This is a genomic window from Actinokineospora lacus (genome assembly GCF_053813445.1).
Map to the genome: position 1 here is coordinate 531859 of NZ_JBQERA010000005.1, position 25587 is coordinate 557445.

Annotated in this window: 18 protein-coding genes; 5 read left to right on the forward strand and 13 right to left on the reverse strand. The window is 68.2% G+C overall.

Annotated elements, in window-relative coordinates; genetic code table 11:
- Positions 1-27 precede the first annotated feature (27 nt).
- Positions 28-1371, forward strand: coding sequence for an acyl-CoA thioesterase/bile acid-CoA:amino acid N-acyltransferase family protein (locus ACTG9Q_RS15690; protein ID WP_455573505.1), 1344 nt, complete (start codon positions 28-30; stop codon positions 1369-1371).
- Positions 1372-1546: 175 nt separating this feature from the next.
- Here ACTG9Q_RS15690 and ACTG9Q_RS15695 read toward each other — a convergent pair whose 3' ends face one another.
- Together ACTG9Q_RS15695 and ACTG9Q_RS15700 are read right to left on the reverse strand one after the other, a co-directional pair.
- Positions 1547-2497, reverse strand: a complete 951-nt coding sequence (locus ACTG9Q_RS15695; RefSeq protein ID WP_455573506.1) for a hypothetical protein — start codon at positions 2495-2497, stop codon at positions 1547-1549.
- Positions 2498-2587: 90 nt separating this feature from the next.
- Entirely contained in the window at positions 2588-3082 is a 495-nt protein-coding gene (locus tag ACTG9Q_RS15700) for a hypothetical protein (protein ID WP_455573507.1), read from the reverse strand.
- 272 nt (positions 3083-3354) lie between these two features.
- On the opposite strand from ACTG9Q_RS15700, the gene ACTG9Q_RS15705 reads away from it, so the two are divergent.
- Genes ACTG9Q_RS15705 through ACTG9Q_RS15715 form a run of 3 tightly spaced genes read left to right on the forward strand, consistent with a single transcriptional unit; the run spans position 3355 to position 5360 of the window.
- The gene (locus ACTG9Q_RS15705) at positions 3355-3669 is read left to right on the forward strand and encodes a hypothetical protein (RefSeq protein ID WP_455573508.1); all 315 of its coding nucleotides are present in this window, start codon (positions 3355-3357) and stop codon (positions 3667-3669) included.
- Positions 3670-4770, forward strand: coding sequence for an APC family permease (locus tag ACTG9Q_RS15710; protein WP_455573509.1), 1101 nt, complete (start codon positions 3670-3672; stop codon positions 4768-4770).
- A gap of 2 nt (positions 4771-4772) precedes the next feature.
- Entirely contained in the window at positions 4773-5360 is a 588-nt protein-coding gene (locus ACTG9Q_RS15715) for a cysteine hydrolase family protein (protein ID WP_455573510.1), read from the forward strand.
- Positions 5361-5559: 199 nt separating this feature from the next.
- Here the strand turns inward: ACTG9Q_RS15715 and ACTG9Q_RS15720 are convergent, their stop codons facing one another.
- The 4 genes from ACTG9Q_RS15720 to ACTG9Q_RS15735 form a co-directional block, all read right to left on the reverse strand.
- Positions 5560-6978: a hypothetical protein gene (locus tag ACTG9Q_RS15720; protein WP_455573511.1), complete on the reverse strand. Its 1419-nt coding sequence runs from the start codon at positions 6976-6978 to the stop codon at positions 5560-5562.
- Between the two features lie 239 nt (positions 6979-7217).
- Positions 7218-8123: a DMT family transporter gene (locus ACTG9Q_RS15725; RefSeq protein WP_455573512.1), complete on the reverse strand. Its 906-nt coding sequence runs from the start codon at positions 8121-8123 to the stop codon at positions 7218-7220.
- Positions 8124-8304: 181 nt separating this feature from the next.
- Complete coding sequence (locus ACTG9Q_RS15730; protein WP_455573513.1) at positions 8305-9867, reverse strand: hypothetical protein; 1563 nt, start codon at positions 9865-9867, stop codon at positions 8305-8307.
- A 985-nt stretch (positions 9868-10852) separates the two neighbouring features.
- Complete coding sequence (locus ACTG9Q_RS15735) at positions 10853-17764, reverse strand: RHS repeat-associated core domain-containing protein (RefSeq protein WP_455573514.1); 6912 nt, start codon at positions 17762-17764, stop codon at positions 10853-10855.
- 1033 nt (positions 17765-18797) lie between these two features.
- On the opposite strand from ACTG9Q_RS15735, the gene ACTG9Q_RS15740 reads away from it, so the two are divergent.
- On the forward strand, positions 18798-19565 hold the full coding sequence (locus ACTG9Q_RS15740; protein ID WP_455573515.1) for an IS5 family transposase: 768 nt from the start codon (positions 18798-18800) through the stop codon (positions 19563-19565).
- Between the two features lie 281 nt (positions 19566-19846).
- Here ACTG9Q_RS15740 and ACTG9Q_RS15745 read toward each other — a convergent pair whose 3' ends face one another.
- From ACTG9Q_RS15745 to ACTG9Q_RS15775, 7 genes are all read right to left on the reverse strand, one after another.
- Positions 19847-20590: a hypothetical protein gene (locus tag ACTG9Q_RS15745; RefSeq protein WP_455573516.1), complete on the reverse strand. Its 744-nt coding sequence runs from the start codon at positions 20588-20590 to the stop codon at positions 19847-19849.
- 218 nt (positions 20591-20808) lie between these two features.
- The gene (locus ACTG9Q_RS15750) at positions 20809-22008 is read right to left on the reverse strand and encodes an acyl-CoA thioesterase/bile acid-CoA:amino acid N-acyltransferase family protein (RefSeq protein ID WP_455573560.1); all 1200 of its coding nucleotides are present in this window, start codon (positions 22006-22008) and stop codon (positions 20809-20811) included.
- Positions 22009-22017: 9 nt separating this feature from the next.
- Positions 22018-22203, reverse strand: coding sequence for a hypothetical protein (locus ACTG9Q_RS15755; RefSeq protein ID WP_455573517.1), 186 nt, complete (start codon positions 22201-22203; stop codon positions 22018-22020).
- A gap of 209 nt (positions 22204-22412) precedes the next feature.
- Positions 22413-22643, reverse strand: coding sequence for a hypothetical protein (locus tag ACTG9Q_RS15760; RefSeq protein ID WP_455573518.1), 231 nt, complete (start codon positions 22641-22643; stop codon positions 22413-22415).
- Positions 22644-22671: 28 nt separating this feature from the next.
- Positions 22672-23217, reverse strand: a complete 546-nt coding sequence (locus ACTG9Q_RS15765) for an anti-sigma factor (RefSeq protein WP_455573519.1) — start codon at positions 23215-23217, stop codon at positions 22672-22674.
- Between the two features lie 300 nt (positions 23218-23517).
- Complete coding sequence (locus ACTG9Q_RS15770; RefSeq protein ID WP_455573520.1) at positions 23518-24681, reverse strand: hypothetical protein; 1164 nt, start codon at positions 24679-24681, stop codon at positions 23518-23520.
- Between the two features lie 26 nt (positions 24682-24707).
- Positions 24708-25547: a DUF4135 domain-containing protein gene (locus ACTG9Q_RS15775; RefSeq protein WP_455573521.1), complete on the reverse strand. Its 840-nt coding sequence runs from the start codon at positions 25545-25547 to the stop codon at positions 24708-24710.
- Positions 25548-25587 lie beyond the last annotated feature (40 nt).

Genomic DNA, 25587 nt, shown 5'->3' on the forward strand with positions numbered 1-25587 from the left:
GCCTCCGCGACGGGGGTCACCATCCACATGCCCCTGTCCAAACTGGCCGACGAGAACTTCAACACCCGCCTCACCGGGCTGGCCCCCTACGGCACGGTGACGCTGAATGCCCAGATGGCCGACGACTTCTCCTCCCCGTCGTTCCCCCGTGTCTGGCAGTCGCGGGCGACCTTCCAGGCCGACGGCTCCGGTGAGGTGAGCCTCGCCGAGGACGCGCCCCTGCCGGGCAGCTCCTACACCGGCGCGGAGAAGATGGGCATGTTCTACTCGATGACGCTGGCGGGCGAGGACGACCGGACCGAGTTCCCCATCGCCAAGATCACCTCAAATCCGACCGCCTACACGTTCACCGCGGAGGTCGGCGGCTCCGTCGTCGCCACCTCGACCTTCCAGCAGCGCTACCTCGGCGATGGCGTGACCCGCGAGGTCATCGACACCCCGGAGATGAAGGGCATCCTGTTCACGCCCGCCCCCGGGCACCAGACCAGCGACGGGGTGCTGATCACCCTCAGCGGCTCCGACGGCGGCGTGGGCATCGAGAACGAGGCACGGTCGGCGCTCTTCGCCTCGCGCGGGTACCGCACCCTGCTCCTACCGTACTTCAACTACCCGGGCCTGCCCGCCACGTCGGAGGACCTCCCGCTGGAGTTCTTCAGGGACGCCATCGACTGGGTCTACGAGGAGTACGGCGACCCGCAAGCCGCCGACCCCTACGACTCGATCCCGATCGCCTTGGCGGGTGGCGGCACCGGCGGCCAGGCGGCCCTGCGCATCGCCTCCCTCAACGACGACGTGGACGTCGTCCTGGGCAGCGCGGCGGCCACGGTGGAGTGGCTGCAGCGGCTGACCACCGAGCCGAACACCGTCTACACCTCGTGGACCCTCGGCGGTGTGCCGATCACCCCGATCGACGACCGTCCCTTCCGCGACGACCTGGCTGACCTCCTGACGACCTATGGCGGCACGGACACGATCGTCGACATCGCGGGGGAGTGGTCCAGCGTCGTGCTGGAGAACGCCCCGAACGCGGCCGCCGTGCAGATCCCCATCGAGGACAACCCCAACTGCCACTACCTCCTGGTGTCCGGCAGGGACGACCAGAACTGGCCGTCGAGGGCGTTCGGGGAGATCGCCGAGGACCGGATGGAGGTGGCGGGGCTGTCCGACAACATCCGCCACCGCAGCTACTCAGACGCCGGGCACATCCTGCTGCTGCCGAACCAGCCGACCAGCTACGACCACCTCTTCGTGCCCCCGCCGTTCAACATCTACGCGGGACTGGCGGGCACGCCGCTTCGCAACCACCAGGCCAACCAGCACGCCTGGCAGATCGGTCTGGATCACCTGGCCGATCACCTCGCCACACCGTGATCCCACCCGGCCACGGGATCTCCCTCCTGTGGCCGGGCTTATGCCAGACCCCCGTGGGACAAACCCTCTTCGAGGATGTCCCACGGGGGCTTGGCCGCTTTGGCCCATTCCGCAGGGCGGAGACCGGCGCGCCGCGGTACCGCTCAAGGGGACAGGGCGCTCGGCGCGATGGCCGTCAATCACCGATCTCGGCGTGCGCCCTCTCGGCGAGGTGCCACCGCGCTGCGGGCTCCCACCTCCCGCTCCGGCGCCGCTCCACCACGACGGTGGCACTGGCCCGCTCGCTGTTGCGGCACGTGGACCGGCGGCCGTCGGGGCCCGTGTAGTCCATGACGAGGGTGTGCTCAGGGACGAAGGTGGTGTCGACGCGGATGCGGGTCCGCCCAATGCGGCCTCGCACGGACCACTCGGGGAAGTCGACCACCGACCGGAAGGCCGGGGCGCACAGGAGGCTGTCCGCTGAGGGCCAGGTCCGGCCTCGGTGGCGCAGGCGCAGCAGTGTCAGCGCGGGGAGCCGCCGCAGGGGACCGTGGGCGGAGACCGCGGACACCACCTCCAGGACGTCCCCATCGCCGAGGTCGGCGTGCAGCCAGGCCCACCGCAGCGCGTTGCCGCGTCCGTAGATCCGGCCCATCGCCCCCGAGGCGTTCTCCAGGACGAGTTCCCCGCGGGGGTGCAGGACGTACCCGTTGTACGTGGCCGTGGGCATGGGCACGATCTGCGCGGCGGGCAGCAGCCGGTGCCGCCACGCCCACTCCGGGAAGGTGTACAGCGGCGCGGACCGCGATGTCTGTTCCAGGTGCCAGGAGTAGCCGGAGCCGGAGGTGGACCCGGACAGCCGCAGGGTGGAGGTGCCGTCCACGCTGTCGAGGGCGTTGAGCCCGATGGAAGCGACAGGCGAAGTGACCTGGAAGCGCTCGATCTCCGGTGGCATTCCCGGTGGGAACAGCGCTATCCATCCGTGGCGTCGCGGCGGACCGCCGTCGACGGGGGCCACGAGTTCGTGGTGCACCCACAAACCGGTTCCCGTCACGGGATCGGTGATGGTCGCGTACCAGACCTCCAGTCGTCCGGGTTCACCCCGCCAGCGGGGGAGCATCAGGGACATCGGGGACGAGCGCGCCATGCGGTGAACTCCTCGTGCCGGTCGTGCCCATCCGGCGATGGGCGGGGCAGGGTGGTCGGGGTCCGTTCCACCCCGACCACCTCTGGCGGCTCAACGCCCCGCGGTGACGTTCTTCCGCGGCAGCCACGACATCACGGAGGCCGTGAGGCAGCCCACCGCGGCCACGATGCCCAAACCGACGATCCACACGGGGATGCCCTCCTGGAACCCGGTCATGGACCATCCCGCCGCCGCGAGGGCGAGGATGAGGAACAGGACACGGGCCCACGTCCGGCCGCGCGCGGCGGGCAGCAGGACCAGCAGGGCCGGGACCGCCACGATCAGCCAGACCATCCCGCGCCCCGCAAGGGTTCCGGACGCCTCGGCGGCGGCGAGGTCGAGGAGCTCCGGGTCCAGGTCGCCGAAGTACTCGCCCGCGATCGACCTCGTGATCGCCTCGGCGAAGAGCGTCATGGCGATCCCGAGCACCGCCGCCGCGACCGCGCCGATGCCACCCAATGCCAGAACACCCCGCTTGGCGCCCGCGGGCTTGGCCGTCTGGCCTCCTGCGACGGTTCCGTAGGCGTGCGCCTGGTTGTGCACCATCCGACTCTCCGATCATCGTGCTGGACTGGATCCGACCGCAGTACGCCCCGCTGGGGACATGTGGATCCGGTCTTGACCTAACTGAGACAACCTGTCGCGAGCGTGCCTGACCGCGCGGACATGGTGAGGACGCACGGAATTTCCGCTCCAGGAACCGCGCCCGCGTTCCCGTACGTAGCACTGGCGTCCGAGCCCACACCTGGAGGCGCGCATGTGGAACGCCAGAAGTGGAACCCGCCCGTGCGACGGGCGTGGCACGGGAAGCGGTGGCGATGCCTGAGCGGCGATCGACCGCCGTGGGCACGAGCCCGCCGTGGCGGATCCCCGGGAGGAGGCTGAAGCGTGACTTCACCCTCCGCTCCGCGTTCGCCCTCGCGTTCGCGTTCATCTCACCCATCATCGCGCTGTACTCGATCTTCGACCTCGGTCTGGGCGCGGCGGGCCCGTCCTTCTGGTGGGCGTTCGCCGTGGTGCTCGGCGGGCAGGCGCTGGTGGCGGTCGTGCTGGGGGAACTCGCCGCGCGGTGGCCGGAGCAGGGCGGCTTGGTGCCGTGGGCGTCCCGGCTGGGCGGGACGCGGTACGGCTGAATGACCGGCTGGGTGTACCTGTGCACCCTGATCACCCTGAACGTCGCCGCGGCGTACGCCGCCACCGCCTTCGCCGCCACGCTGCTCGGGTGGGCGAATCCCGGTACCGGCGAGCGGCTGCTCCTGGCGCTGGGGTTCCTGGTTGTCCAGGGGGTGGTCAGCACGTGGAGCAAGCGGTTGTTGCGCGTGTTCGTCGTCATCGCGATCGCGTGCGAGGTCGTGGGCAGCCTGCTCGTCGGCACCTTGCTGCTGCTCTTCCACCGCCACGGTGACTGGTCGACCTTGTTCACCGGTCCCGGCGGCAGTGGGGCGCCTTTCGCCGCGGGTCCGTTCATCGCCGCGGTGGCGGTGGTCGGATGGGCGTTCGTCGGCTTCGAGAGCGCCGGCGACATCGCCGAGGAGGTGCGCGATCCCCGGCGGGCCGTTCCCAGGGCGCAGATCGCGGCCCTGGTCATGGTCGCGGCCACGGTGATGTTCGCCGCGCTCGGCCTGGTCTTGGCGGTGCCGGGGGGCGCGGACGGTGCGGGGGCGGACACGATCCTCGGGACGCTGACGACGGCGTTCGGCCAGCAGGTCGTCGGACCGTTGATGCTGGTCGTGTGCGTCGGCTTCAGCGCGGGGATGGCAGCGGTGAGCACGGCTGCCTCGCGGGTGGTCTTCGCCATGGCCCGGGACCGGGCCCTGCCCAAGGCCCGAACCCTGGTGCGGATCACGCCTGGCGGGGTGCCCCGAAACGCGCTGCTGGTGACCTCGACGGCGTCGGCCGTGATCCTGGTTGTCGCCGTGCTCACCGGTGTCTACGACATCCTCATCGGGATGTCCACCGCCGGGTTCTACCTCGCTTTCCTCATGACCGTGGCGATGGCGCTGGTGGCACGGCTGAAAGGCCGGTGGGAACCCATGGGCTTCTCCCTCGGGCGGGCTTGGGGAATGGTCTTGAACGTCGCGGCTGTTTGCTGGCTGGCGTTCGAGCTGGTGAACATCTGTTGGCCGCGGCTGGGTGACGCGCCGTGGCAGGTGAGGTGGGGTTCCCTGCTAATGATCGGCCTCGTGGCCGTGACCGGAGCGGTCATGCTCCGCATCCTCCGGGTCAGGCGGTGACCGTGGCCCCATCAGCCGAAGCCCTGTTCCCCGGCCGAGCGGTGCTGCTCTGCGTGGATGTGCAGGGCGCCTTCATCGCCCAAGACTCCCCGCAGATGCGGAACATCCTGCGCCTGGTCCACTCGGCGCGCAGCGCGGGCGTGCCGGTGGTGTTCACCCAGGAGGTCCACAAACCGTCCCTGGTGGACATGGGCCGGGAACTCGATGGGGCAGAAGGGGTGCACTGTCTGGAGGGCGACCCCGAGACGGAGCTGTCACCGGGATTGGAGCCGCGCCCGTCCGAGTACGTCATCCGCAAGCGGCGGTACTCGGCGTTCTTCGGCACCGATCTGGAGATCGCGCTCAAGGGCCTGAGGGCCGAGACGGTGCTGCTCGTCGGCGGGCTCACCGATGTGTGCGTCCACCTGACAGCGGCCGACGCCCACCAGCGCGACTTCCACTTCCGCGCCGTCACCGACGCGCTGGTCGGCTCCTCGGTGGCCGCCCACGACGCCGCCATCGCCGCGATGACCTATCTGCAGCGGCGCGCGCCCGTGATGACCGAGTCCTTGTGCACCGCCCTCCATGACGCCGGACTCCGTAGGGGGTAGATCTCTCGTCACCCGTTCTCGCGGAACCGCCCAGCACAACAGGTCAGGGTTGGGCAGGTCGACGCCTGAGGCCGTCGGTGCACGCGCTCCGCCGCCTGCCGCTGACGTGATCGACACCACGGCTCCCCTCGCGCCGGTCCACATGCGTGTGGACCGGTGCGAAGGGCAGGGGGGACCGCCTATCGGTTCCTCCCGCCGGTCACGAGAGGACGCGGCGGACGGAACCGGCCCCGAAATCCGCGACGTAGATGTCGCCCCCGTGACCCACGGCGGCCTGGGCGGGTGCCGCGAGACCGGTGGTGATGACGGACAGGGCGCCGTCCCGCAGCTCGAACAGGCGACCGCCGTGGAAGTCGCCGAGCAGCACCGCCGAGCCTGCGCAGTGGACGCTGGAGAGCCGCGGGGTCTGGTCCAGCCCGGCGAGCAGGTCCTGTGCCTGCTCGGGCGCGTCCACGGGAATGCGCCAGAGGTGCGCGCGGGTGGGATCTCCTTCCACTCCACCGCGCAGGGCTCGGCCACCCCTCTCCGCATAGGCTACTTCGGCAGGGGCGCACAGCAGCAGCACGTCACTTCCTGTCCAACCGATGTCAGCCGGTGGTGAGTGCCCGATCGTCGCTATCGGGGTGCTGCGTCCGCCGATGCCCACGCGGTGCACCACCCCGGCGTGCGACACGGTGATCAGGTCCTCGTCGGCCCAGGTGAAAGCCGCTGGTGCCCGCCCGGTTCCGGCATCCACCCAGCCGCGGTCGAGGTAGTCGTCGTGGTGCAGGACGAGCAACCGCGGCTCGCTTGGCAGCCGGATGACGAGTTCACCGTCCCGGCGTGCGGCGAGGGCGGCGATTCCTGTGCCGAACTCGGCCAGCCGCTGCAGCGCGCCGTTGGCGCCCACCCGCAGCAGGTGCGGTCCGAGGGTGCTCACCACCAAGCCCCCGGGGGTGCTGGCGACCCCGGTCACCGGGGGCAACCGGGTGAGGAAGTCCGTGAGCGTTCCCGGTGGGTGCGGGGCCACCACGACCTCTGTCGTGGGGCGGTGCCCGTCGAGCGAGCACCTCACCGTCGTGGTTCCCGAGTCGGCGGCCACGACGGCGCCGTGTGCGGGACGAGCGACCCCCTCGTCGTCGGAGACGGCGGCGCACCCGTCGTGCGCCCGAGTCCAGGTCGCGGTCCCGTCGGTCACCTGCTCCACTACGCGGACCGGGACGCTGTCACCGACCCTCAGGAGCAAACGGGGCGGTTCGACGGTGACTGAGGTGACCCGGGCGGTGTGGACGGGGGGAGCGGGTCGCCCCGTGAAGACGGCGGAGTGCTCCCACACCCGCACCAGGGGACCGCTCGGTTCGCGGCGGGCCCAAGCGGGACCGATGATCACCTCGGTGGACCACAGCCAACTGGCGTAATGCCCCACCTGGTGGTCACCACGGGTGGGAACCAGGTGCTCATCCTCGTGCCCGGTACCGACCACTTCCAGACGGATCGCCGTGATGGACAGCCTGTTGCTGCCCGCGGAGTCCTCGTAGAGGGGGACGCCCACCTCCACCACGCGGTACCACGGCGGACCGCTCGCTGCCGCCGACCTGTCGTCAGCGCCGCGCACGGGCATCGCGTCCGAGACATCCACGCCGACGACCCCGCGCGCCCCCGGACTCACGCAACTGCCGGGTGTAGGGGCCGGTGTCGCAGACCAGGTCGAGTACCGACCTCCCCAGGACGTCCCCGAAGGCGGCGAGCAGCGAGTGGCGCTCTGGGAACCGGGCATAGGGCGGGTTCCTGGCGTCGTCGTGAAACTCGCTGACGAGTTCGTCCTGGTCGTGGTGCACAGCTGCCCTTCATGTTCGAATGCCCCGTGGTTCCCTGCCCTTACGGAGGGATGTTCGACTTGGTTCCAACCAGTTCGTCGGATGGGCTCTGGGACGGCCCGCGGAGGTTGGCCATCGCGACCAGCAGCACGACCAGCCCCAGCCACGACACAGCGGAGAGCCGTTCCCCCAGCACCGAGATGCCCAGCAGAGCGCTGACGGCGGGCTCGGTCAGCATGAGGGTGCCGACCAGCAGCGGGGGAGTGCCGTGCAAACCGCGCCCGAAGCAGCGGTAGGCCAGGAATGTGGGGACCAGGGCGAGGTACAGCAGCACGGCCAAGGCGGCCGGATCACCGAGCCAGGCGACGCCGTCGCGGACCAGCAGCGGAAGGGCCAGGACGGCCGCTCCACCGAACAACGCCCCCATGACGACCGGCGAGGGCACGCCCGCCCCGACCAGCCGCCAAGAGATCAACGAGTACACCGCGCAGCACAACCCCGCCACGCAGGCCAAGCCGATGCCCGCCGCGTGGCCGACCGTCCCCTTGTGCGATAAGACCAGCATGGCGCACCCGCCGACCGCCGCAGCCGAGGCGAGCACCCATCGCTTGGACGGCCGGAGACCCATGAGCACCGCCGAGACCAGCCCCAGGAACACCGGCACGCTCCCCAACGCCACCACGGTTGCGACCGCGACACCCGTGCGGGTGATCGCCGCGTAGAAGGCGATCCGGAACCCCACGACCCCGAGGGCGCCGACGGCCAGCAGCAGACCGCTGTGCGCACCCCAGCTCCCCCGCGGTGGTCTCCGGCCCGAGGTGGCCAGGAGCAGGAGCCCGCCCAGCACCAGGCTCCCGGTGGCCAGTCCGGCGCTCGGTGTGCCCGCCGGGGCGAAGGACACAACCGCCCCCGTGGTCCCCCAGAGCACTGCCGCCATCACGATCCACAGTGGTCCTGAGATTCGCATGAGCGCCTTCCTGTCAATGCCGTCACGTTCAGCGGGCAACTATCCAGTGGCCGGGTTTCCAGCAATACGCGCGAGCGTCGAGAAACGGTTGCTGCGGAGCCCCGGGTGCCGTGCTGGCTCCCAGGGCTCCGCATGTGTGAGGCGGTCAGCGCCTCTCATGGTGCCGATGGTGTGTATCCGGTCAGTTCCGATGGGGAACGATCATGACGCCGTCCGCGGCCAGTTCCCCGCCCTCGAACCCGTTGGTCAGGTGCAGGTGGTCACCGACCAGGTCCAAACCTCCCTCGTGGAGCCGGACCCAACCGGCGCGCGCGCCTTGGTTGAGGACGACAGTCAAGTCACCCGACGATGCGGTTCTGACGCGGTAGCGGGCGAGTTGGTCGCGCTCCTCGGCGCGGTCGTCGAGGGGGATGTGAACCCAGATGTCGTACTTCGCACCCGGTCCACGACTCAGCGCGTTCTTGATGTCCCAACGGAACTCAGGGGAGTCCTCCGCCCCGGAATTCGAGCGGAAGTAGCGACCGTTCACGCAAACCCGGCTCGAGCCGCACACCTCCTCCGACCAAGATCCGGCACCCCCGGTCTTCACCGAGTCGACGAATCCGGTGTGAAGCAGCGTGTTCAGGAACATGGTTCGCTCGTCGTCGTCCTTGACAGCGGGCCGTTCGTCGCGCCACCCGGTCCAGAACTCCTCGAAGGTGAACGCCTTGGTCGACGCGACCACCGCCACGATTTGGTCGAACGACTCCGACACCAGATCAGTGTGCGTCTCGAACGTCTCGGAGAGCTCAGGGTCGTAGAGGTCGTTCAACGCACCGGCCACCCGGCCCTCGACCTCCTCGCCTGACGAACAGGGAGTCCGCGTCGTTCCGCCATCATTGACCGTGACCTCAGCGCAGGTCTCCAGGTCGACATAGGCACCGGGGAGGTACACCCGGGGGTTGTCGAACCGCCCGGGCCCGTTGCGCGCGGCCGCGGCGATCCAGTCGGCGAATCCCTCGCTCCACGCGCAGCGCTTCGTGGTGACGTCGCCGAAGTACTTGGGGTTGGGGCAGTCGACGAAGTTGACCGCGTCATCGAGGAGGTCCGCGTAGTACTTGTGCCCGATCTCATGCTCCGGCACATCGGACGACGCGTCGTCCTCCTCGACGTAGGCGATGCCGTCCCTGTACTCGGAGGCAGCACCGAACTGGACCCTGATGATGCCATTGATGTCGGTGGCGTCCGGCTGTGAACCGACCAAGTCGATCACGTTGTAGGCGCCGCGGTACACGTGGCCTGCCGGGGTGTCCACCGGGTAGGAGTGCGTGTCGGTGCGCTCGAAGAAGCGACCCAACGGAACTTCACCGACCAACGCGACCCCGCCACTGGCGTCCATGACCCGCACCGCCCGGCCCTCAGCGTCCTCCCCGTACACCCGGAGCTGAACATCCTCATCGGCACAAGCATGCGACCGCAGGTACGGGACGAACGGAACCGTCGGCGCGCACCCGTACCAGGTACTGCCGTCTTCCAGCTCGTAGTCCTGCGGATAGATGAAGTCCACGGTGAACTCACCGTTGCCGTTCAACCTCCCGGTGACCGGCTCACCCGTGTCCCCAGGACCTTCCCTCAGGGGAAGCCACTCCGTCACACCGTCACGCTGCTTCTTCCACCACACCTCCACCCGCGCGTCCACAATCGGACGGGGCTGCTCCCCGGGAACGGTCGCATTCCGCGTCTCAACCCGCCCGGTGACCGTCACTGCTGGAAGAGTGACGTCGCAGAAACTCGTGGGAGAAACCGGATCCGGGCACGGGGGGACACACGTGGGGCACAAGCCTGGAGGCGGAGCAATCGGACCGCCACCGTGCTGCTCGCAGGAGTTGAGCACGCTGACGCCGTAATTGTATGTCAGCTCACCGGCCACCCATGGCACTCCAACCGGAGGCCTGTGGGTGGTTCGTACGAATCCGATATACCCGCTGTCCGTTCCCGGCGCGACGCAGAAACCCCACGTGCCTTGTCCGGCGCGGTGAAAGTCGGGACGGAGCCATTTGCCATTGGTCTCACAATTTCGATACCCAACGCCGACCCAAGGTCCCGATCCAATATTGTACCACCCGCTCCACGTGCCCCCGCATGACGAAATCGTGGAGTCGACTGGTTCCGATAACGGCTTTAGATTGGACATGGAATCGACGGTTGCGGCATCTTCCGTTGCCGCCGTCGCAGGCACGCCTGACATGGCCACGATGATGACGGCGAAGAGCGCACCCAATGCGCATGATACAGAGGTCTTTATCGAGCGATTTGCGCGTGCCGTACTTGTCCTGTACAAAAGCGCCTCCATTCATGTAACTGTCGGACTTCCGTTCCGTTGCCGGCGGATCGTTCGTGACATTGGTCACCGCGACGATCGTGAAGCCGACCTGTCCCGGTCGCGCCGCCGCGCATTATCTTTTACCGCAGGCAAAGGGAAGCACTTCATGCATTCGCTTCTCTTTCAGATGCCTGCTCTGGGCTTGATCGCAAGACGAGCACGCGACAGCCGAACGCCGCGGTCATTTGGCTGCTCGGATACGAAGTGTGGCAAACGACGTGGACATCTCATGCTCCACTTCGTCAGCGCGACCCTGGATATCAGAGATACGGCTCCGAGAAGATGTGGAATCCAGATGGGGGCATCCTTGCTGCAGGACGCCCCCATCTGGGTTTACTTGCTCATGATCGCTACTGGCAGTCTCTTATTACCACGGACTCCATTCAACATCGCTGAGAACAAGCGACCGACCGCCGCCTTCAAATGTAACATTTGCCGTCATGGGGAGACCTCGACCATCCGGGCCGAACACAATAATGTCACTCTTTCCGCCGCTCCTCGCGGTGAAGCCTTCCCGGACGACGACCAGGGTGTCGGAAGCAACTTCGAAAACTCCGCTCGTGCCGTTGGACTTTCCTCCGCTGCCAAATGCCCTGCCCATTGCCGTTGCGGCGATATGGGCACGCTCAGCGCCGCTGAGCGGCACTAGCCTGGGTCCCGGGGCGCCGGGCACCTCGACCCTTTTGTAGGTGTTGTTGACGAGGTTGGCAAGCTCGTTCACGCGCACATGGTGCTTGAGATTGCGCACCGCATTGCCAATGTCCTCCCCTTGGTCCTCGAGTTCATCGGCCCGGCTACGCCCAGTATTCGGATCAGGACGATCGGAGATGGTGGACTTCCACGGTTTGCCAACAGTGCGGCCCATACCGTGTGATCCCCCCGACCCTCCGCTGCTTACGCTCCCGCCACCGTGGCCGGACGCATAGGTGCTCGTAGTGGGATTGCCACGGTTTCCAGAGGGCGGCGCGGAAGTAGACCCTCCCCCTGTTCCGCCGACTCCGGAAGCTCGCCGGAGGCCGGCCAGTGCGTCAACCATACCGCCACCAAGGAATCCGGCCGCGATCCATGCTCGTTCTTCTGTGCTGTCAGTTTTGATAAATGCGTGAACGTCTTTCCAGTCCGGTTCGAGATACGCCAGCGCGAGATGCGAGAGGGTGTCCTTCCACCATTTTTCGCTACCGAAGTAGAGGCTGCCCACATTTACCGGCGTGACAACGTTGTCAACCAGCATTTGGTTGTCGAGCCCGTCGCGGTCGATGTAGTTGATGGGATTATTGTTGGTGTAGGTATAAAGGTTGGCGTTGCGAGGGCTCGTGGGGTCGCGGTCGGGAGTGTTGTGATAAAGGGGGTCGGTGCTGGCCCACTGGAGGGCGGTGGGGTCGTAGTAGCGGTGGCCGTAGTAGTGGAGTCCGGAGACGGCGTCGTGGATTTTGCCGTTGAATTCTTGGGTGTATTTTTCGAGGGTGTCGGGGTTTTGGGCGGTGTGTTCGCTGAGGATTTCCCCGTAAGGCCCGTAGGCGACGACGCGTTTGGTGGTGGCGCCCGTGGTGGCGTCGAGGGACAGGGCGTGGTGGCCTTGGGGGGTGGTGAGGGTGTGTTCGATGGTGCCGGTGAGTTCGTCGCCGTCGAGGCGGGCGATGGTGTCGCCCGCGAGAGTGATGGTGGTGTGGTGCTTGGCTGTTTGTCCGGACTGTTGGGTGATTTCGAGGCCGCCGAACCAGCGGCGGGTCTGGTTGACGGTGCCGTCGGTGTTGCGGTGGATGGCGGCGACGCGGGTGGCACCGTCGTAGAAGTAGGTTTCGGTGCCGGAGGGGGTGGTGATTTTGCGGAGTCGGTCGCCGTCCCAAACCTGGTCGATGACCGTGCCGTCGGACAGTGTGCGCTTCGTGGTGTTGCCCGCGTCGTCGTACTTGTAGGAGGTGTAGTCGGTGCCGTCGGGTTTGGTGAGTTTGTCGAGTCGTTGGGGGTCGCTGGTGGGGTTGGCGAGGGTGGCGGGGGGTTGGTAGGTGTGGGTGACGTTGCGGGTGGGGACGCGGGCGCCTGCCGCGGGGTTCTCGCCTGAGGGGGTGGAAGCGACGACATCGGCGGTCTTGACGCGGCCGCCGGGGGTATAGGTGAAGGCACCGTGGTAGGTGAGCTCACCGGGTTGGTTGGCGTCGGTGGGGTGGGGGAGTCTGCGGGTGGCGTCGAGGAGCTGGTGGCGGGTGTCGTATTGGTAGGTGGTCGTGGTGGTGGGTTGGAGGATGTCGCCGAGTTGTTCGGTGGAGTTGTTGATGAGGCCGTTGTCGGCGTAGGTGTAGGTCTGCCTGTAGCGCTGGATGGATTGGTCGGTGGAGCCGTGTCGTGCGGTGACGTCGGTGACTCGGCCGAAGCGGTCGTTGGTGTAGGTGATCGAGGGGCGGGCGAATCCGGTGGTGCCGTCGGCGTTGGTGCCGCGGCGGATGAGTGCTCCGGCGGCGTTGCGGGCGGTGGCGATGGTCATGTCTTTGCCGCCGACGCGCAGTGACACGCGGTCAGGGGTGCCAGCGGTGTCATAGGCGTGGTCGAGTTGGGGTCCGTCGTAGGTGACGAGTGTGCTGCCCTGGCCGGGCAGGAACGCGCGGTGTTCGGTCTTCTCGATGTTGCCCGCGGCGTCGGCGGTGATATCGATCTGCAGGCGGTCGACCTTGCCGAGGTTGGGCAGGACGTGGTCGAGCGCGCCGAGGAGCTGGTGGGATTCGGTCATATTGCCGAAGGGGTCATAGCGGTGGTAGGTGGTGGAAGCGGTTCCGGTGTCGATCTGTCCGGAGGTGGTGGCGGCCAAGCGGCCGAGTTGGTGGTTGGCCTTGTCGCCGCCGCCCAGGCCGGGGTGGGCGCCGTCGTAGAAGTAGGTGGTGTTACCGACGAAGAATTCGGTCTTGTCCTCTGCGCTGAGGTCGCGCTTGGCGGGGATTTCTTGGACGAGCCGGTCGAGGTCGTCGTAGACGCGGGTGTGGGTGTAGTCCTCGGCGGTGTGGCCTGTCTTGACGGGTTCGATGACGGTGGTGAGGTTGCCGTTGGCGTCGTAGCCGAAGGCCCAGGTGCGGCCTGAGGTGGTGGAGGAGCGGCGCTGCCCGAAGTAGTCGTCGCGCATCTCCGTCTTCGCGCCGTCGGGGTCGGTGACTGTGGTCTTGTTGGCCGTGATGTCGTAGGCGTAGCGGGTGCTGGCCCAGACGGGGTTCTCGGTGGTGCCGCCGGATTGCTCGTCGACGGTGAGGATCCGCCCGGCGACGTCAGTGGTGGCGCGGGTCCGCTTGGCCTGCGATCCGTCGAGGGTTTCCTGGATGGCGGTGTGGGTGAGCCCGTCGTATTCATTGCGGGCGAAGACCCGGTCGTCATCGCGGGTCTCGAGGGTGCCGGTCTCGGCGACGGAGATAGGCCTGCCGAGCGGGTCGTAGGTGGTGCGGGTGCCGACGTGCCCGGTGAGTCCGTCGGCGCGGGGCGCCCAACTGACCGCGACCCGCCCGACGTGGTCGTAGTCGACCATCGTCACCACATCGGGGTTGGGGCTCTGCTTGATCGTGGACTTGACCGTTCGGCCGAGGCCGTCGGTCTCGGCCTTCTCCCAGCTGAACTCGCCGTCACCGACGAGGGACTCGGTGATCGTCGAGGCCGGGTTGGCGTCGTTGTGGGTGGCGCGGACGATCTCCACCCCGGGGCTGTTGGAGGCGGGGAATCGGGTCACGCTCAACGGACGGCCCAGGCCGTCGACTTTGGTGTCGACGCGTTCGTGGTGAATCGCCTGGGCGAAGGTGCAGGCGGTGGGCGGGTCCGGCGCTGTGTCGGCGTCGGTGCCGTCGGCGCAGACGTAGTCCGGGCCCGTGGTCCGCAGCACGGCGCCGGTGCCGAGGTCGGTCTTGGTCTCGGTGGTGAAGGTGATCGCTTTGGGTGCGGGCTTGTGTTCGATGGTGGTCTTGGTGACGTGGACACCGAAACGGTCGTACGCCACCTCGGAGAATCCCTTGGCGTCGTTGGTGTTTCCGTATTTCGCGATCTGCTCGGGCGCCCAAGTACGGTACAGCAGCGACCGGTTGGTACCCGTACCGCCGTAATACTGGTACCGGGTGACGCGGTCGGCGACGGTCGGGTCGGCGGCGTCGACAGTGATGTTCTTGACCTGCAGGTAGTCACTGCCGTCGTAATAGGCGTACCGGGTTTGGCCCTTCTGCGACAAGGAACCATCCATTCCGGACTTGTCGGTCGAGGTGTCCGGGGCGATGACGAACCTGGTGGCCGACACCGAGATCTTGTGGGTGTGCTCGGTGCGGTGGGTCTCCTGCTTGCCCTCACCGTTGACGAAGCGGGATTCAGTGCTGGAGACCAGCATCAGCGGGGAATGCCCCGCTACGGTTGTCCACGCTGCCTGCGATGTGGTCGAGGGCGCCGAGGTCTGGCACTGCTGGGCGGTCTGCCCGGTCTTGCCCGTGCAGGCGTAACTGGTAGTGGTCGTAGGCAGCACGACCCGCGGGGCGAACCCTGTGGACATTCCCGGAGCCAGGCGACCCAGGTCCTGGCGTTGGTAGTCCTGGACCGAGACCGCCATCACGTTCGGTGTCGAGTCGGTGAAGCGGAGGTCGCTGTCGAACGCCCCGCTTCCCAAGGCGGTCACCGACTTCACCATGACACCCTGGTAGTCCTGGGCGAATGAGTGCAGCTGCACAGTGGACAGATCGTCCTCAGCTCGGCCGGGGTCGCCGACCTGCAGCGTCACGGTCTCCTCGTAGCCACGGAACTTGTGCCGCCCGTACGGGTTCGCGGTGAACACGGGGAACTTGTTCTTGAACTTCGAGGTGATCACCGGCTCGCCCTGCCCGGGGTCGACCGAGAGTTGCGAGACCGTCCACGCGCCCGCCGCGGTGTCGCGCTGGTAGGAGACGGTGGTCTTCGCACCGTAGCCGTTGCTTACCGTGCGCAGCAGACGCGCCGGTGCGGCGTGGTCGGGCGATTCGTCCAAGTGCCGCTTGGCGTAACGCACCTTGACGCCACCAGTGGCATCGTTGCGCTCCAACAGATCCCGCAGACCGTCACCGTCGACATCGACGGAGTCGTACTTGGACCCGTATTTGTAGTCACCGCGATCGGCGTAGGAATCGGCCATCCCGTCCAGGCGCACCCACCCGTTCAACGACCGTGCCACCGACACATCGGTGTCGACCCGCCGCGTCCACTGCCTGCCGCTGCTGAGGAACGTACCCGTGGCGGTCTCGGTCGAATCGTCGTCATAGTGGACCGCGTCGGGCAACCCGTCGTAGTCCACGTCGACCATCGACGTCTTGAAGAACATGTCGCTGAGTTCACGGTAGTTCTGGAAACTGCGCCGGGTGGTCTCCTCACGGAACCAACGCAGCGCGCTGGTCTCCATGGTGCCGTCGCTGAACTTCGTCTGCCCGTCGTCCTCAAGGTCGCCGAAGCCGACACCATTGTTGAACTTGACCCACGACCCGGTCGCACCCGCACCGGCTTTGACGACACGGTCGGGCAGGCCGTCGCCGTTGATGTCCGGGCCGACCTGCTTTTCCGTGAATGCCTCGTAGTTCTCCGCGGCCGGCCATGGATCGGTATGGAACCACGGTGTCCACGAATTGAACAGTCCACTCGCCCCGTCGGGAATCACTACCGGAGGGGAGAAACCGTTCCCGTCTCCGGAGAAGACCTTGCCGCTCACGACGTTGGTGAAGTCGTTCGCGGCCCAGTCCCTGAACCCGTCGCCGTTGAAGTCGACGACACTGCCGACGTTCTCCTCACCGGTACTCGAGGTGAACGGGCCCTGCACCGTGGTCTGCGGCAGATGCGGGCGGCGGATCTTCCCGTCGGTGTGGGTCACCTTCGGCACCACCATCGTCCGGGCGGTCTCGGAGAAACCGGTCCCGGTGTTCTCATACACATGCCACCGGTTCTGGCGCTTGGTCACCAGCATCGCGGGTCCACTAGGAGCCGTGCTGCGATACTCGTTCTCCCAGTACTCGTCGGCCGCCGGATCGCCCTCAGCACGCGGAGCGGGATAGCCGCTCTCGCTGGCATAGGGGCAGTGCACCGACGCGATTGCCTGCGACACCAGGTCCGGCTTGCCGTCGCCGGTCGCGTCGAAGAAGCCGTGGCGGACCTGCTGCATCGACCCCCACGACTCCGGCGCCCCCCAGTTGAAGGCGGGATCGTTCTCCGCATGACACGGCCGTGACGTGTCACCGAACCAGCCTGACGACGTCGCGCTCAACGACCGGCTCAGCGAACACACCAACTCGCCCCGACCGGTGGCGTCGACCGCCTGCGGCACCGGGACATCGGCCATGGCCTTGGTCAGGCTGAAGTCGCCGAAGACAGTCGGGTCCTTCACGAACCCGTCGGGCCCCTTGTTGACATACACCTCCACCTTGCAACCACCGGTGGTCGGCACGTTGGTCCGTGTCGCCAGATCCACCTCCGGCGTCTTGAGCATGTCCACCAGACCATCACGGTTGACGTCCAACCACATCCGCGACACGCTCTCCCCGGAAGCCTGCGCCTGCGACAACAACCACGACACGTGCATCCCAGGACGGCCGGGCAACGAACCCATGCCGCCGCTGCCCGGAACCGCGCAGAACTTGTCGTCACACATCCGGAACTCGGCACTGTCGGAAAAGTTGTACTCGCCATTGTGGTTGTTCGGCGACCCGGTCCGCGTGTAGATCGAGCGCTGCATGTCCATCTGCGGCGCCGCCACCGTTGGCCCATAGTCACTGTCACGCACATACGAGCCGGCCTTGCCGTAGGTGAACGTCGTCTCCGGCAAGATCTTCGACCGCGCCGGGTCACCCACCGCGAAACTCGGCGAGTACACCGTCTGCGTCACACCCAGCAACTCGCGGAACGGCGTCACCGAACCCGACGCACACGAATCCGAACTCGAGTACCGCAACGCGTACCGACGCGAATCCACCCAGTTGTCACTGGCGTCCCGCGTCCGCGTCGTGATCGTCGTGACCTTCCGCGTCCCCGACAACCGGCCGAACCCGAACTGGTAGTCCAGGCGAGCGCCCACCGGAAGATCATTCGGTACACACACCGACGGCTCCGAACGCGCGAACACCACCTGCGCGTACGCATTCGTCTGTCCGGGCGACACATAGTCCACCCGAGACAGGGCGAACTCCCGAGGCTGGCCCGCCGCCGGTGCCTGACTCGTCCGCCCGTACACCTCGTACACATACTTCAACTCATGGCCATGAGCATCCAGATCCGACACCAATGGCGCGTACGACCACGGAGTCAGCGTCTTCAAACCAAACCTCGTACGCCCCCCGTTCGACGACAGAACCTCCCACCAGTGCGGATCCGAAGCCACCCCACCCAGATACAGGTACCGCGCATAACTCGAATCCCCCAACGCCCGGTACCCCACCGAACCCGAAGGCCCCGTCACCGAAGGATCAGGCACCAATGGCTGACCACCTGGACCAACAAAGTTCCGCGGTGCCGCAGCCGAACCGCCACCGGGCCACTGCGGCCGAACCGACCCCGCGTCAGGATCAACCGTGATCGCCGGAGACGACAACGACCAACCGGCCGCCACCCCACCACGAACCGGTCCACTGGAGGCATACGACAGCCCCAAACTCGGCTGATGGCCACCCCGGCCCGGCGGAACCTCCACTGGCACCGAGTGCGTATAGCCGCCGCCCGACCCTCCACGAATCGGCGACCTCCCGCCTCCCGCGGCATTTCCCTGCGCGGCCAGCGCCTCCGAGTTTCCCGCGTCAGCCAGAGCCACACCAGGCGACACCAACCCCAAGGTGCCCGCGCCCAGAACCACCCCCATCACCGCGCACACCACACGACGCGGCACCACCCACCGCGGATCTCCACGCTTCATGTAAACCTCCACCATGCAGGGTCAGGCCCCACCCGGTTGGGCGAGGCGCAACACGACAAGCCGCTCGGACATGTCGCCTCATCGCAGTCCGCATCGTTGTTCACCCGCGTTTCCCCCTCCTCTCAAATCCCTTTCACGCACCGTTGGTCGATCTCGGCGACCGGTCGGGCACGTGTGGCGCGCAGGTGGTGCTGGCCCGTGTCCGCGAAACGGGCCGCCGAACGGAGGACTTTTCGAGTACTGCGCGCAGGGAGGTCTGAGTGCTTGTTTCCGAGCTGGGCAGGTGGAGGCTTTGATGCGGAGACGAAGGAACTCCTGGTGGATCGGACGTTGTCGAAGCGCCGTTCTGCCAGGAGTTCCGTTGTTATCGTGCCCGATCCCCGCGGGCGGTGTCACCGCGGGTGACCCCTGCTGCCGTCTTGCCGCGTCCCACCAGCCCACCGTGCGGGCGAGGCGGTATCCCACCGATGTCACCGACGCCCAGTGGGCGGTGCTCGACCCGTTGTTGCCCGATCCGGCGTGTCTTGCCGGTCGGGGCGGGCGGTGGGAGAAGCACTGCCGGCGGGTGATCGTGGACGCGATCCTCTACGTGGTCGACAACGGCATCAAGTGGCGTGCCCTGCCCGCCGACTTCCCGCCATGGCAGACGATCTACAAGCGTTTCGCCGCCTGGGAGAAGGTCGGCGCCACCCAGCGGCTGCTCGACGCCCTGCGCGACCGGGCCCGACTCGCGGCCGGCCGGGCGGCGGCCCCGTCGGCGGCGATCGTCGACTCGCAGTCGGTGCGCGCGGCCGAGACCGTCGGGAAGACGACGCGCGGTTACGACGCGGGCAAGAAAGTCCCCGGCCGCAAACGCCACGTCGTCGTGGACACCCTGGGTTTGTTGTTGGCGGTGCTGGTGACCCCGGCCTCGACACAGGACCGGGTCGCTGCCCGCAGCCTGCTGCGCCGGATGCGCGACACCGCCGGCGGGCGGATCGCCCTGTTATGGGCCGATGGCGGCTACACCGGCACCCTGCTCGACTGGGCCCGCAAAACCCTTGGCCTGGTGGTGGAGATCGTGAGACGCCCCGACCTGCCGACGTTCACCGTGCTGCCCCGACGTGGGTGGTGGAACGCACGCTGGCCTGGATCACCGGCCACCGCCGCTGCGCCCGCGACCACGAACGACTCCCCCGGCATCACGAGGCCATGGTCCGCTGGTCCATGATCCGCATCACCACCCGCCGACTCACCCAATAGCTCGGAAACAGGCACTGAGAACCCGAGAAGCGGGCGGGGTGGGGAAACGGCTCCGACACCTGTGGCCGTGGTGGACACGGCAACTGAATGGAGCATCAGACGCGTACTACCACTGTCCCGTCGGCAACATCGTTGAGAGGAGTCAGAATGATCATCGCACTGGGCCTGCAGCTCAACCACAGCGAGATCGTCCGCTGACAGCGGCACGACGAAGGGGCGCGACCCGCACGAGCGGATCGCGCCCCTTCCTCACGCCGCGGACGCGGCGGGGCGCGCGCTCGACCGAAGGGGCCGCTGAGCCCGCGGCGTTGCTTGCCGCAGCACCGCGCACACCTCGCCGCGGGGGTCCAGAAGCACCGCCGCGGAACGGATTCCGCTGAACCCGGGATCCGGCCAGCCGACGACGATGTGCGGCCTGCCTGCCCGCACCGGCCCCGTGACGATCCCGGTGCACCTCTGCGGAGCGGGATGCGCGCCGACCGGCAACAGGTGGCGTGTTGCCGACAGCGCGGCGCAGCTCAGCAGCGCCCACACGACCGCAGGCGACACGGAGCCGTTCCCGGGGCTTGATCTCGGAGTGGGCACCCACACCCCGGCGACGGTTCGCGACTCGTTCAGCGGGCCAACCCGCGAGTGCTGTACTCCGGCGGGATCGCAGACGGCGCAACCGGGGTGCGGCGGGACCGTGCCGGATGCTGACGCCGCCACCAAGGCATCGGCCAGGGAGGGCAGGGCGTGCGGCACGACGTCGAGGTGCGCCGGGTCAGCAGGTGCCACCGAGGCGACCTGCAGCCAGGGGTGCTGACCCGACCGGGTGATCAGCTCACCGTTGTGCAGCACGATCTGGGGATCGCTCGTGACGGGCACAGGGCGGCGCAGCACCACTGTCGCCGCCCGGCCGCGTGCGGCGAGCCCCGCCACGTAGCCCGCGTGGAGGTTGCCCGTCGGACCGCGCAGGCGCCAGTCCGGTGTCACGCGGACAGTGGGATCCACGACCTGCTCCCTTCCCCCGATCCAGGCCGCACGCCGGAGAGGGCGCCGACCACGCGGTCGGCTAGGTTGGTGTCATTCTGTCGGTTGGCCGCCACGTATCGGGAAGTTGCTCGGCGGTGTCCGTCGGGCCCCTCGGACGTGCGGTGATCGATCCTCTGTGTCCCGAACCCGGGTGAATGACGGGTTGGGGCGGGTGCCCCGAACCGCGGGGACGGCGGTCAGGACGCCGCGACAGCGTCGGAAAGGAATTCCAGGGTCTTGCCCCACGCCTGGCGGTTGGCGTCGTGGTTCGCCTTCGGCTCGACGCCGATGCCGAGGTAGTTGTCGTAAGGCGGCGGAGCCAAGTAGTGGTCGTAGGTGGTGGGCAGGTTCGGCACTAGGAGGATGTGGCCCGCGCCGTCGTAGCGGTGGTGACGGAAGAAGTGGTTGTAGGTGGAGCTGTTCGCGAGGCGCTCCTTGGCGATGTTGCCCAGGTCCTCCGACGGCCACAGCTGGTCGTCCTTGCCGGACAGCATCAAGATCGGGCCATTGGTGTTCTCCACCGCGATCTCCGCGGAGCTCGCGTTCGGGTCAGCGGCGAGCGCGTCCTCGAAGTAGGGCGTGAGGGGTACGATGTTGCCGGTGCCGTTGTTCGCGTCCATCAGGGATTGGAGGTCATCGCGGCTCAGGCTTTCGTCCACGTAGGGCACCGGATCGCCGCCGAGGGTCCAGGCGGGCTCGACGACACTGATGTCACTGGGCACCGAGGGCCACTCCACCCCGCTCGGGGCGCTGGCGATGACGGCGTCGATCTGTGGGAAGGTTGCGCCCGCCAGCAGCGCCAGCTCACCGCCGCGGGAGGCACCCGCGAACGCGGTGAAGTCGGTCGTGTCGCTGCGCGCCTCCATCCAGTCGATGGCGTTCTCGAAGTACTCCAACGGGATGTTGGCGAGCGTCGACGGCAGACCGGGGTAGTTGAAGTACGGCAGGACCAGGGAGGCGTAGCCGTGCGATGCGAACAGCGCCGCTCGGTTCTCGTTCTGCAGGCCCAAGCCCCCGTCCGAGCCGGTCACCGTGATCACCGAGGGGGAATCGACGGCGGGGACCTGCGCCGGTGGCAGGTAGAGCACGCCCTTCACGCCGGTCGCCATGTACTGCTGCTCGAAGGTCGCGGTCGCGACGGCGACACCGCCGACCACGGCACTGAAGGTGTACTCCGTGGGAGCGGCCGAGAACTTGTTGAACCCGAAGGGCGACTGGGTTTCCTGACCGACCAGCCTCATCGAGTAGAACGGGCCCATCTTCTCCGCACCCGTGTAGCTCCCGCCGGTTTGCGGCGCGTCGCTGCCGAGGTCGACGGTGCCCGAGGAGTCAGCGGTGAAGGTGACCTGGGAGCGCCACAGGCGCGGCGAGAAGATCGGGTTGAGGTCGTCCTGCATCTCGGTCACCTAGGTGACCGCGGAGTTCGGGGCGAGACCGGTGATCTCGATGTTCAGAACGTCGTCGGCGAGCGCGGCCGATGGGATGTCGATGACCACACCCGTCGCGTGCGCGGGTGTGGTCATGATCAGCGAACCGGCCAGCGCCGTCACGGCCAGCGCGGTCGTGGACCTGATTCTTGCGGGTTTCCTCACGGTGGCTCCTGGGGGAGTGGGGTGCGACGGGGTCACCGTTGCAACAGGCCCTTTCATATCCCTGTCACCGCTTTCACCGTCCATCGTGAGACGTGGCGGTCCCACTGGGAACCCTGATCCGGTGGCGGACGTATGAGCAGGGGACCCGCATGACGCAGGCGGCGCCAACAGCGGATGAGCTCACATGGACCGGTCCTGAGCCCCCTGGTTCAGGCACAGGACCGGTCCTCGGGTGCCTCCCGCTGACCCCCGTCCGCGGCCTCGCCCGCGTCGGACAGGCCCAAGGCCGCCAAGAGCATGGCGCGGTCGTCGTCATTGAGGGCCGCGCGGGTGACTGCCCGGCGGGCCAGTTCCACCTCCCGCCGGGTGGGCGGGGTCACCACCGGCGCCTCGGTGTAGAGGTCCTGGAAACGACCCCGTGTGCTCCGGATCGCGGTCATGGGTGGTCTCCCGGTGGTGTGGTGGGGGTCAGACGCTGCCGACGAGCACGACGAGCCCGGAGGAGGACGGGCCGCCACCCTCCTGCTGGAGGGTCACGGTGACCGTCTCGTACCGGGTCACGTCCTCGACGCCGGACCACAGGACGATGTCCTCCCCGCCCCGTCGGGCGTGGAAGGTCCCGATCGTCACCGTGCCTTCCGCGCCCTTGAGCCACGCCTGGTAGTAGGCGCCCTCTGGCGCGGGGGCCAGGTTCTCGACGTCCAGTTCGATCTCGAGGCCGGAGGGGGTGTGCCGCAGGGCCCCCGCCGCCGTCGCTCCGGGGGCGTTGTCGGTCCCGCTGAGCGCGAACGCGCTGTCCGGGCCGGGTGCGAAGCCCCCGCCCGCCGCGTAGCCGCCCACGCCCACGGCCGCGGCCGCCACGGCCAGGCCCGCGGCCCACGCCGTGATGCGCCCGCCGGACCCGCGGCGGGCGCGGCGGTCCCGCAGGGAGGGGACGGCAGCAGCCGCCGGGGTCTCCGCCTGGATCGCCGCCGCCACCGAGTCCCACAGCCCCGCGGGGGCCTGAACCCACATGGATTCGGAGGCGAGCAGGACTTCAGTCCGGGCATCGAGCGCCGGGAGTGGTCCGACGCGGTCAAGTTCGCCTTCGTGCACGGTGTCAATCCTTGCCTCGACGTGGTCGTTGTGTCGTCAGGGGTACGCGAGCGCCCGCGGCCCCGGTTCCACCGTGCTGGAAGCCGTCACCGCGCGGCCCGAAGCCACCACGGCGCCCTCTCCGAGGCGGCTCGCCACCTCGATGAGCTGTGGTGTGCCCGCGCGGGCAGGCTCGACCGTGCCGAGCCGGGATGCGCCTGCGAAGCGGTTGCAGCGGACTCAACGGTTCGCCCAGCTTGGGACAGTGGACCAGAACCGAGGTGAGAGCACGGGGAGACCTGCGAGCTGCTCCGCCACCCACAACCGGACCAGCGGCGACGCTTCCTCCGCGAGCAGGAGGAGGTGCTCGGCGCCGAGAGCGGACGCGCGGGCATCGTGGTGGAGGGCTTTCGCCGCGAAGAAGCGGTCCTCCGGGTGGCCCGCATGGTCCGCGGCGATGCCCACGAGCACTGAAGTCGCTCGACGGCGGAGGTCGCCGTCCGACCCGTCCAGGAGGGCCTCGGCCGCCAGGAACCGATCGAAGGGGTCGGTTCCGGGTGAGCTGTCGGAGCACGCGGTCGCCAGCACGTCGGCGGCCGCTGCCCGCTCCCCGGGGGCACCGTGGTCGAGCACCACCTTCGCGGCGCGGACCCGGGCGGTGATGTGGTGTTCGCCGTCCAGCACGAGGCTGGTGAGGACACTGGTGGCCGTTGCCGGGCAGCCGTGCTCGACCAGCGCCTCGGCGGCGCCGATGCACGCGGCGGAGTCGTCGTGGACGCAGGCGCGGGCCACGTCGGCCAACAGCCCCAGCCACGGCCCGGGGACACCGGCGCCCACCAGGTCGTCCAGCGCGCAATAGCGGTCGAAGGGGTCGTGACAGCCGCCGCGGGCCACCGATTCGAGCAGTGCTGCCGCGCGCTGGGAGGGCAGCAGCAGCTCGGCCGCTCGCATCCGGTCGTCCACCGGACGCGTGTTGTCGTCGCACACCTGTTCCAGCGCGGTCCTCGCGTCAAGGACCGTCCCCGGGTGCTGAAGCCGGTAGACCACCTCCCACAGCCGGGTTGCTGGTTCGGGCCGGGACAGCAGGGAGTGGACCGCCGCTTCGACTTGCGCGCTGGTCCCGTACCCGGCGAGCAGGCGCAAGCACAGGACCGAGGCCCGGTCGAACTCCACCGTTGTGGCGATGTGGCCCGCGCGCCGGAGTCCGTTCACGGCTTGGTCCGGGCTGCCGCGCACGACCAGCGCCCCCACCGCGTCGACGGCGGCGTCGCGGTCCGCGGAGGTGGCCTGGTGCTCCAGGAACGCCATCCAACCGGCGTCGCGGCCCAGGTCGACCAGTGCCACCGCCGCGCGCGTCCGCAGGTTCTCGGGAGCGGAGGGGTCACCGGCCACCATGCGCAGCACTCGCCGCCCTTCTGGTGCCATCGAGATCACAGCGACCACTCGCTGTCCGATGGGGCTTTCCAGGTCTCCGACGCCCCCAGGAACCTGTGCAGGACCACGTCAAGCCCGCCGTCGGCGATCGCGGCGCGAACCCTCTCCACACCTTCGCCGAACCCCAGCTCCACCTGCGACCAGCTCGGGTGCCGCCGATCCGGTCGCCACGGGATCCCGTCCACTTTCCACGGGGCCGCTCTTCGCCGGCCGCAGTCCATGACGCGGACGTGCTCTCCAGAGGTGGTCACGTCGTACACCCCCGCGCCGACGGAGACCAGCGCCCGGTCGATCGCGAGCAAGTGCCCCAGGCCGCGGTGCGCGACCGCGCCGACCGGGTCCGGTGGGTCCGGCAGGACCTCAGCCCAGCCGTACGAGCCCCGGTCCACGCATCGGGGCACCCGCACGGCGGTGTCCGCGCCGAACACGGCTTCGACCATGCCGCGCAAGGGCATGTCAGAAGGGCAGGCCCAGGGCTTGTAGCGCAGTCGCCCGCCATCGAGTGACAGGTGCACGACCGGTCGACCAGTGTCACGCGCGGAGCGGTGATCGAAGGTCGTGCCCACGAGCCGGGTTCCGGCGGCCAGCACCACCAAGCGGTCTTGGTCCAGGGCGAAGTCCTCGGCGAACGCGACCACGGCTGTCAGCCGCCCGAGCAGGGTGTCGTGGTCGATCGGCGCCTCGCTCAGCCAACGCCGCGCCCCGTGGAGGACCGCGGCCAGTTCCTCAGGAGCGGCGTAGGGCATCGCGGGTTTGAGACGACCCGCCAGGACGTCCAGGCACTGCTCGACGAGTGCGGCACCCTCGCCCAGCCGGTGGGGAATTCGGTTGGTCATCGGATCTTTCCGGTTTCTCGGACCTGTCGTGCCAAGCGCG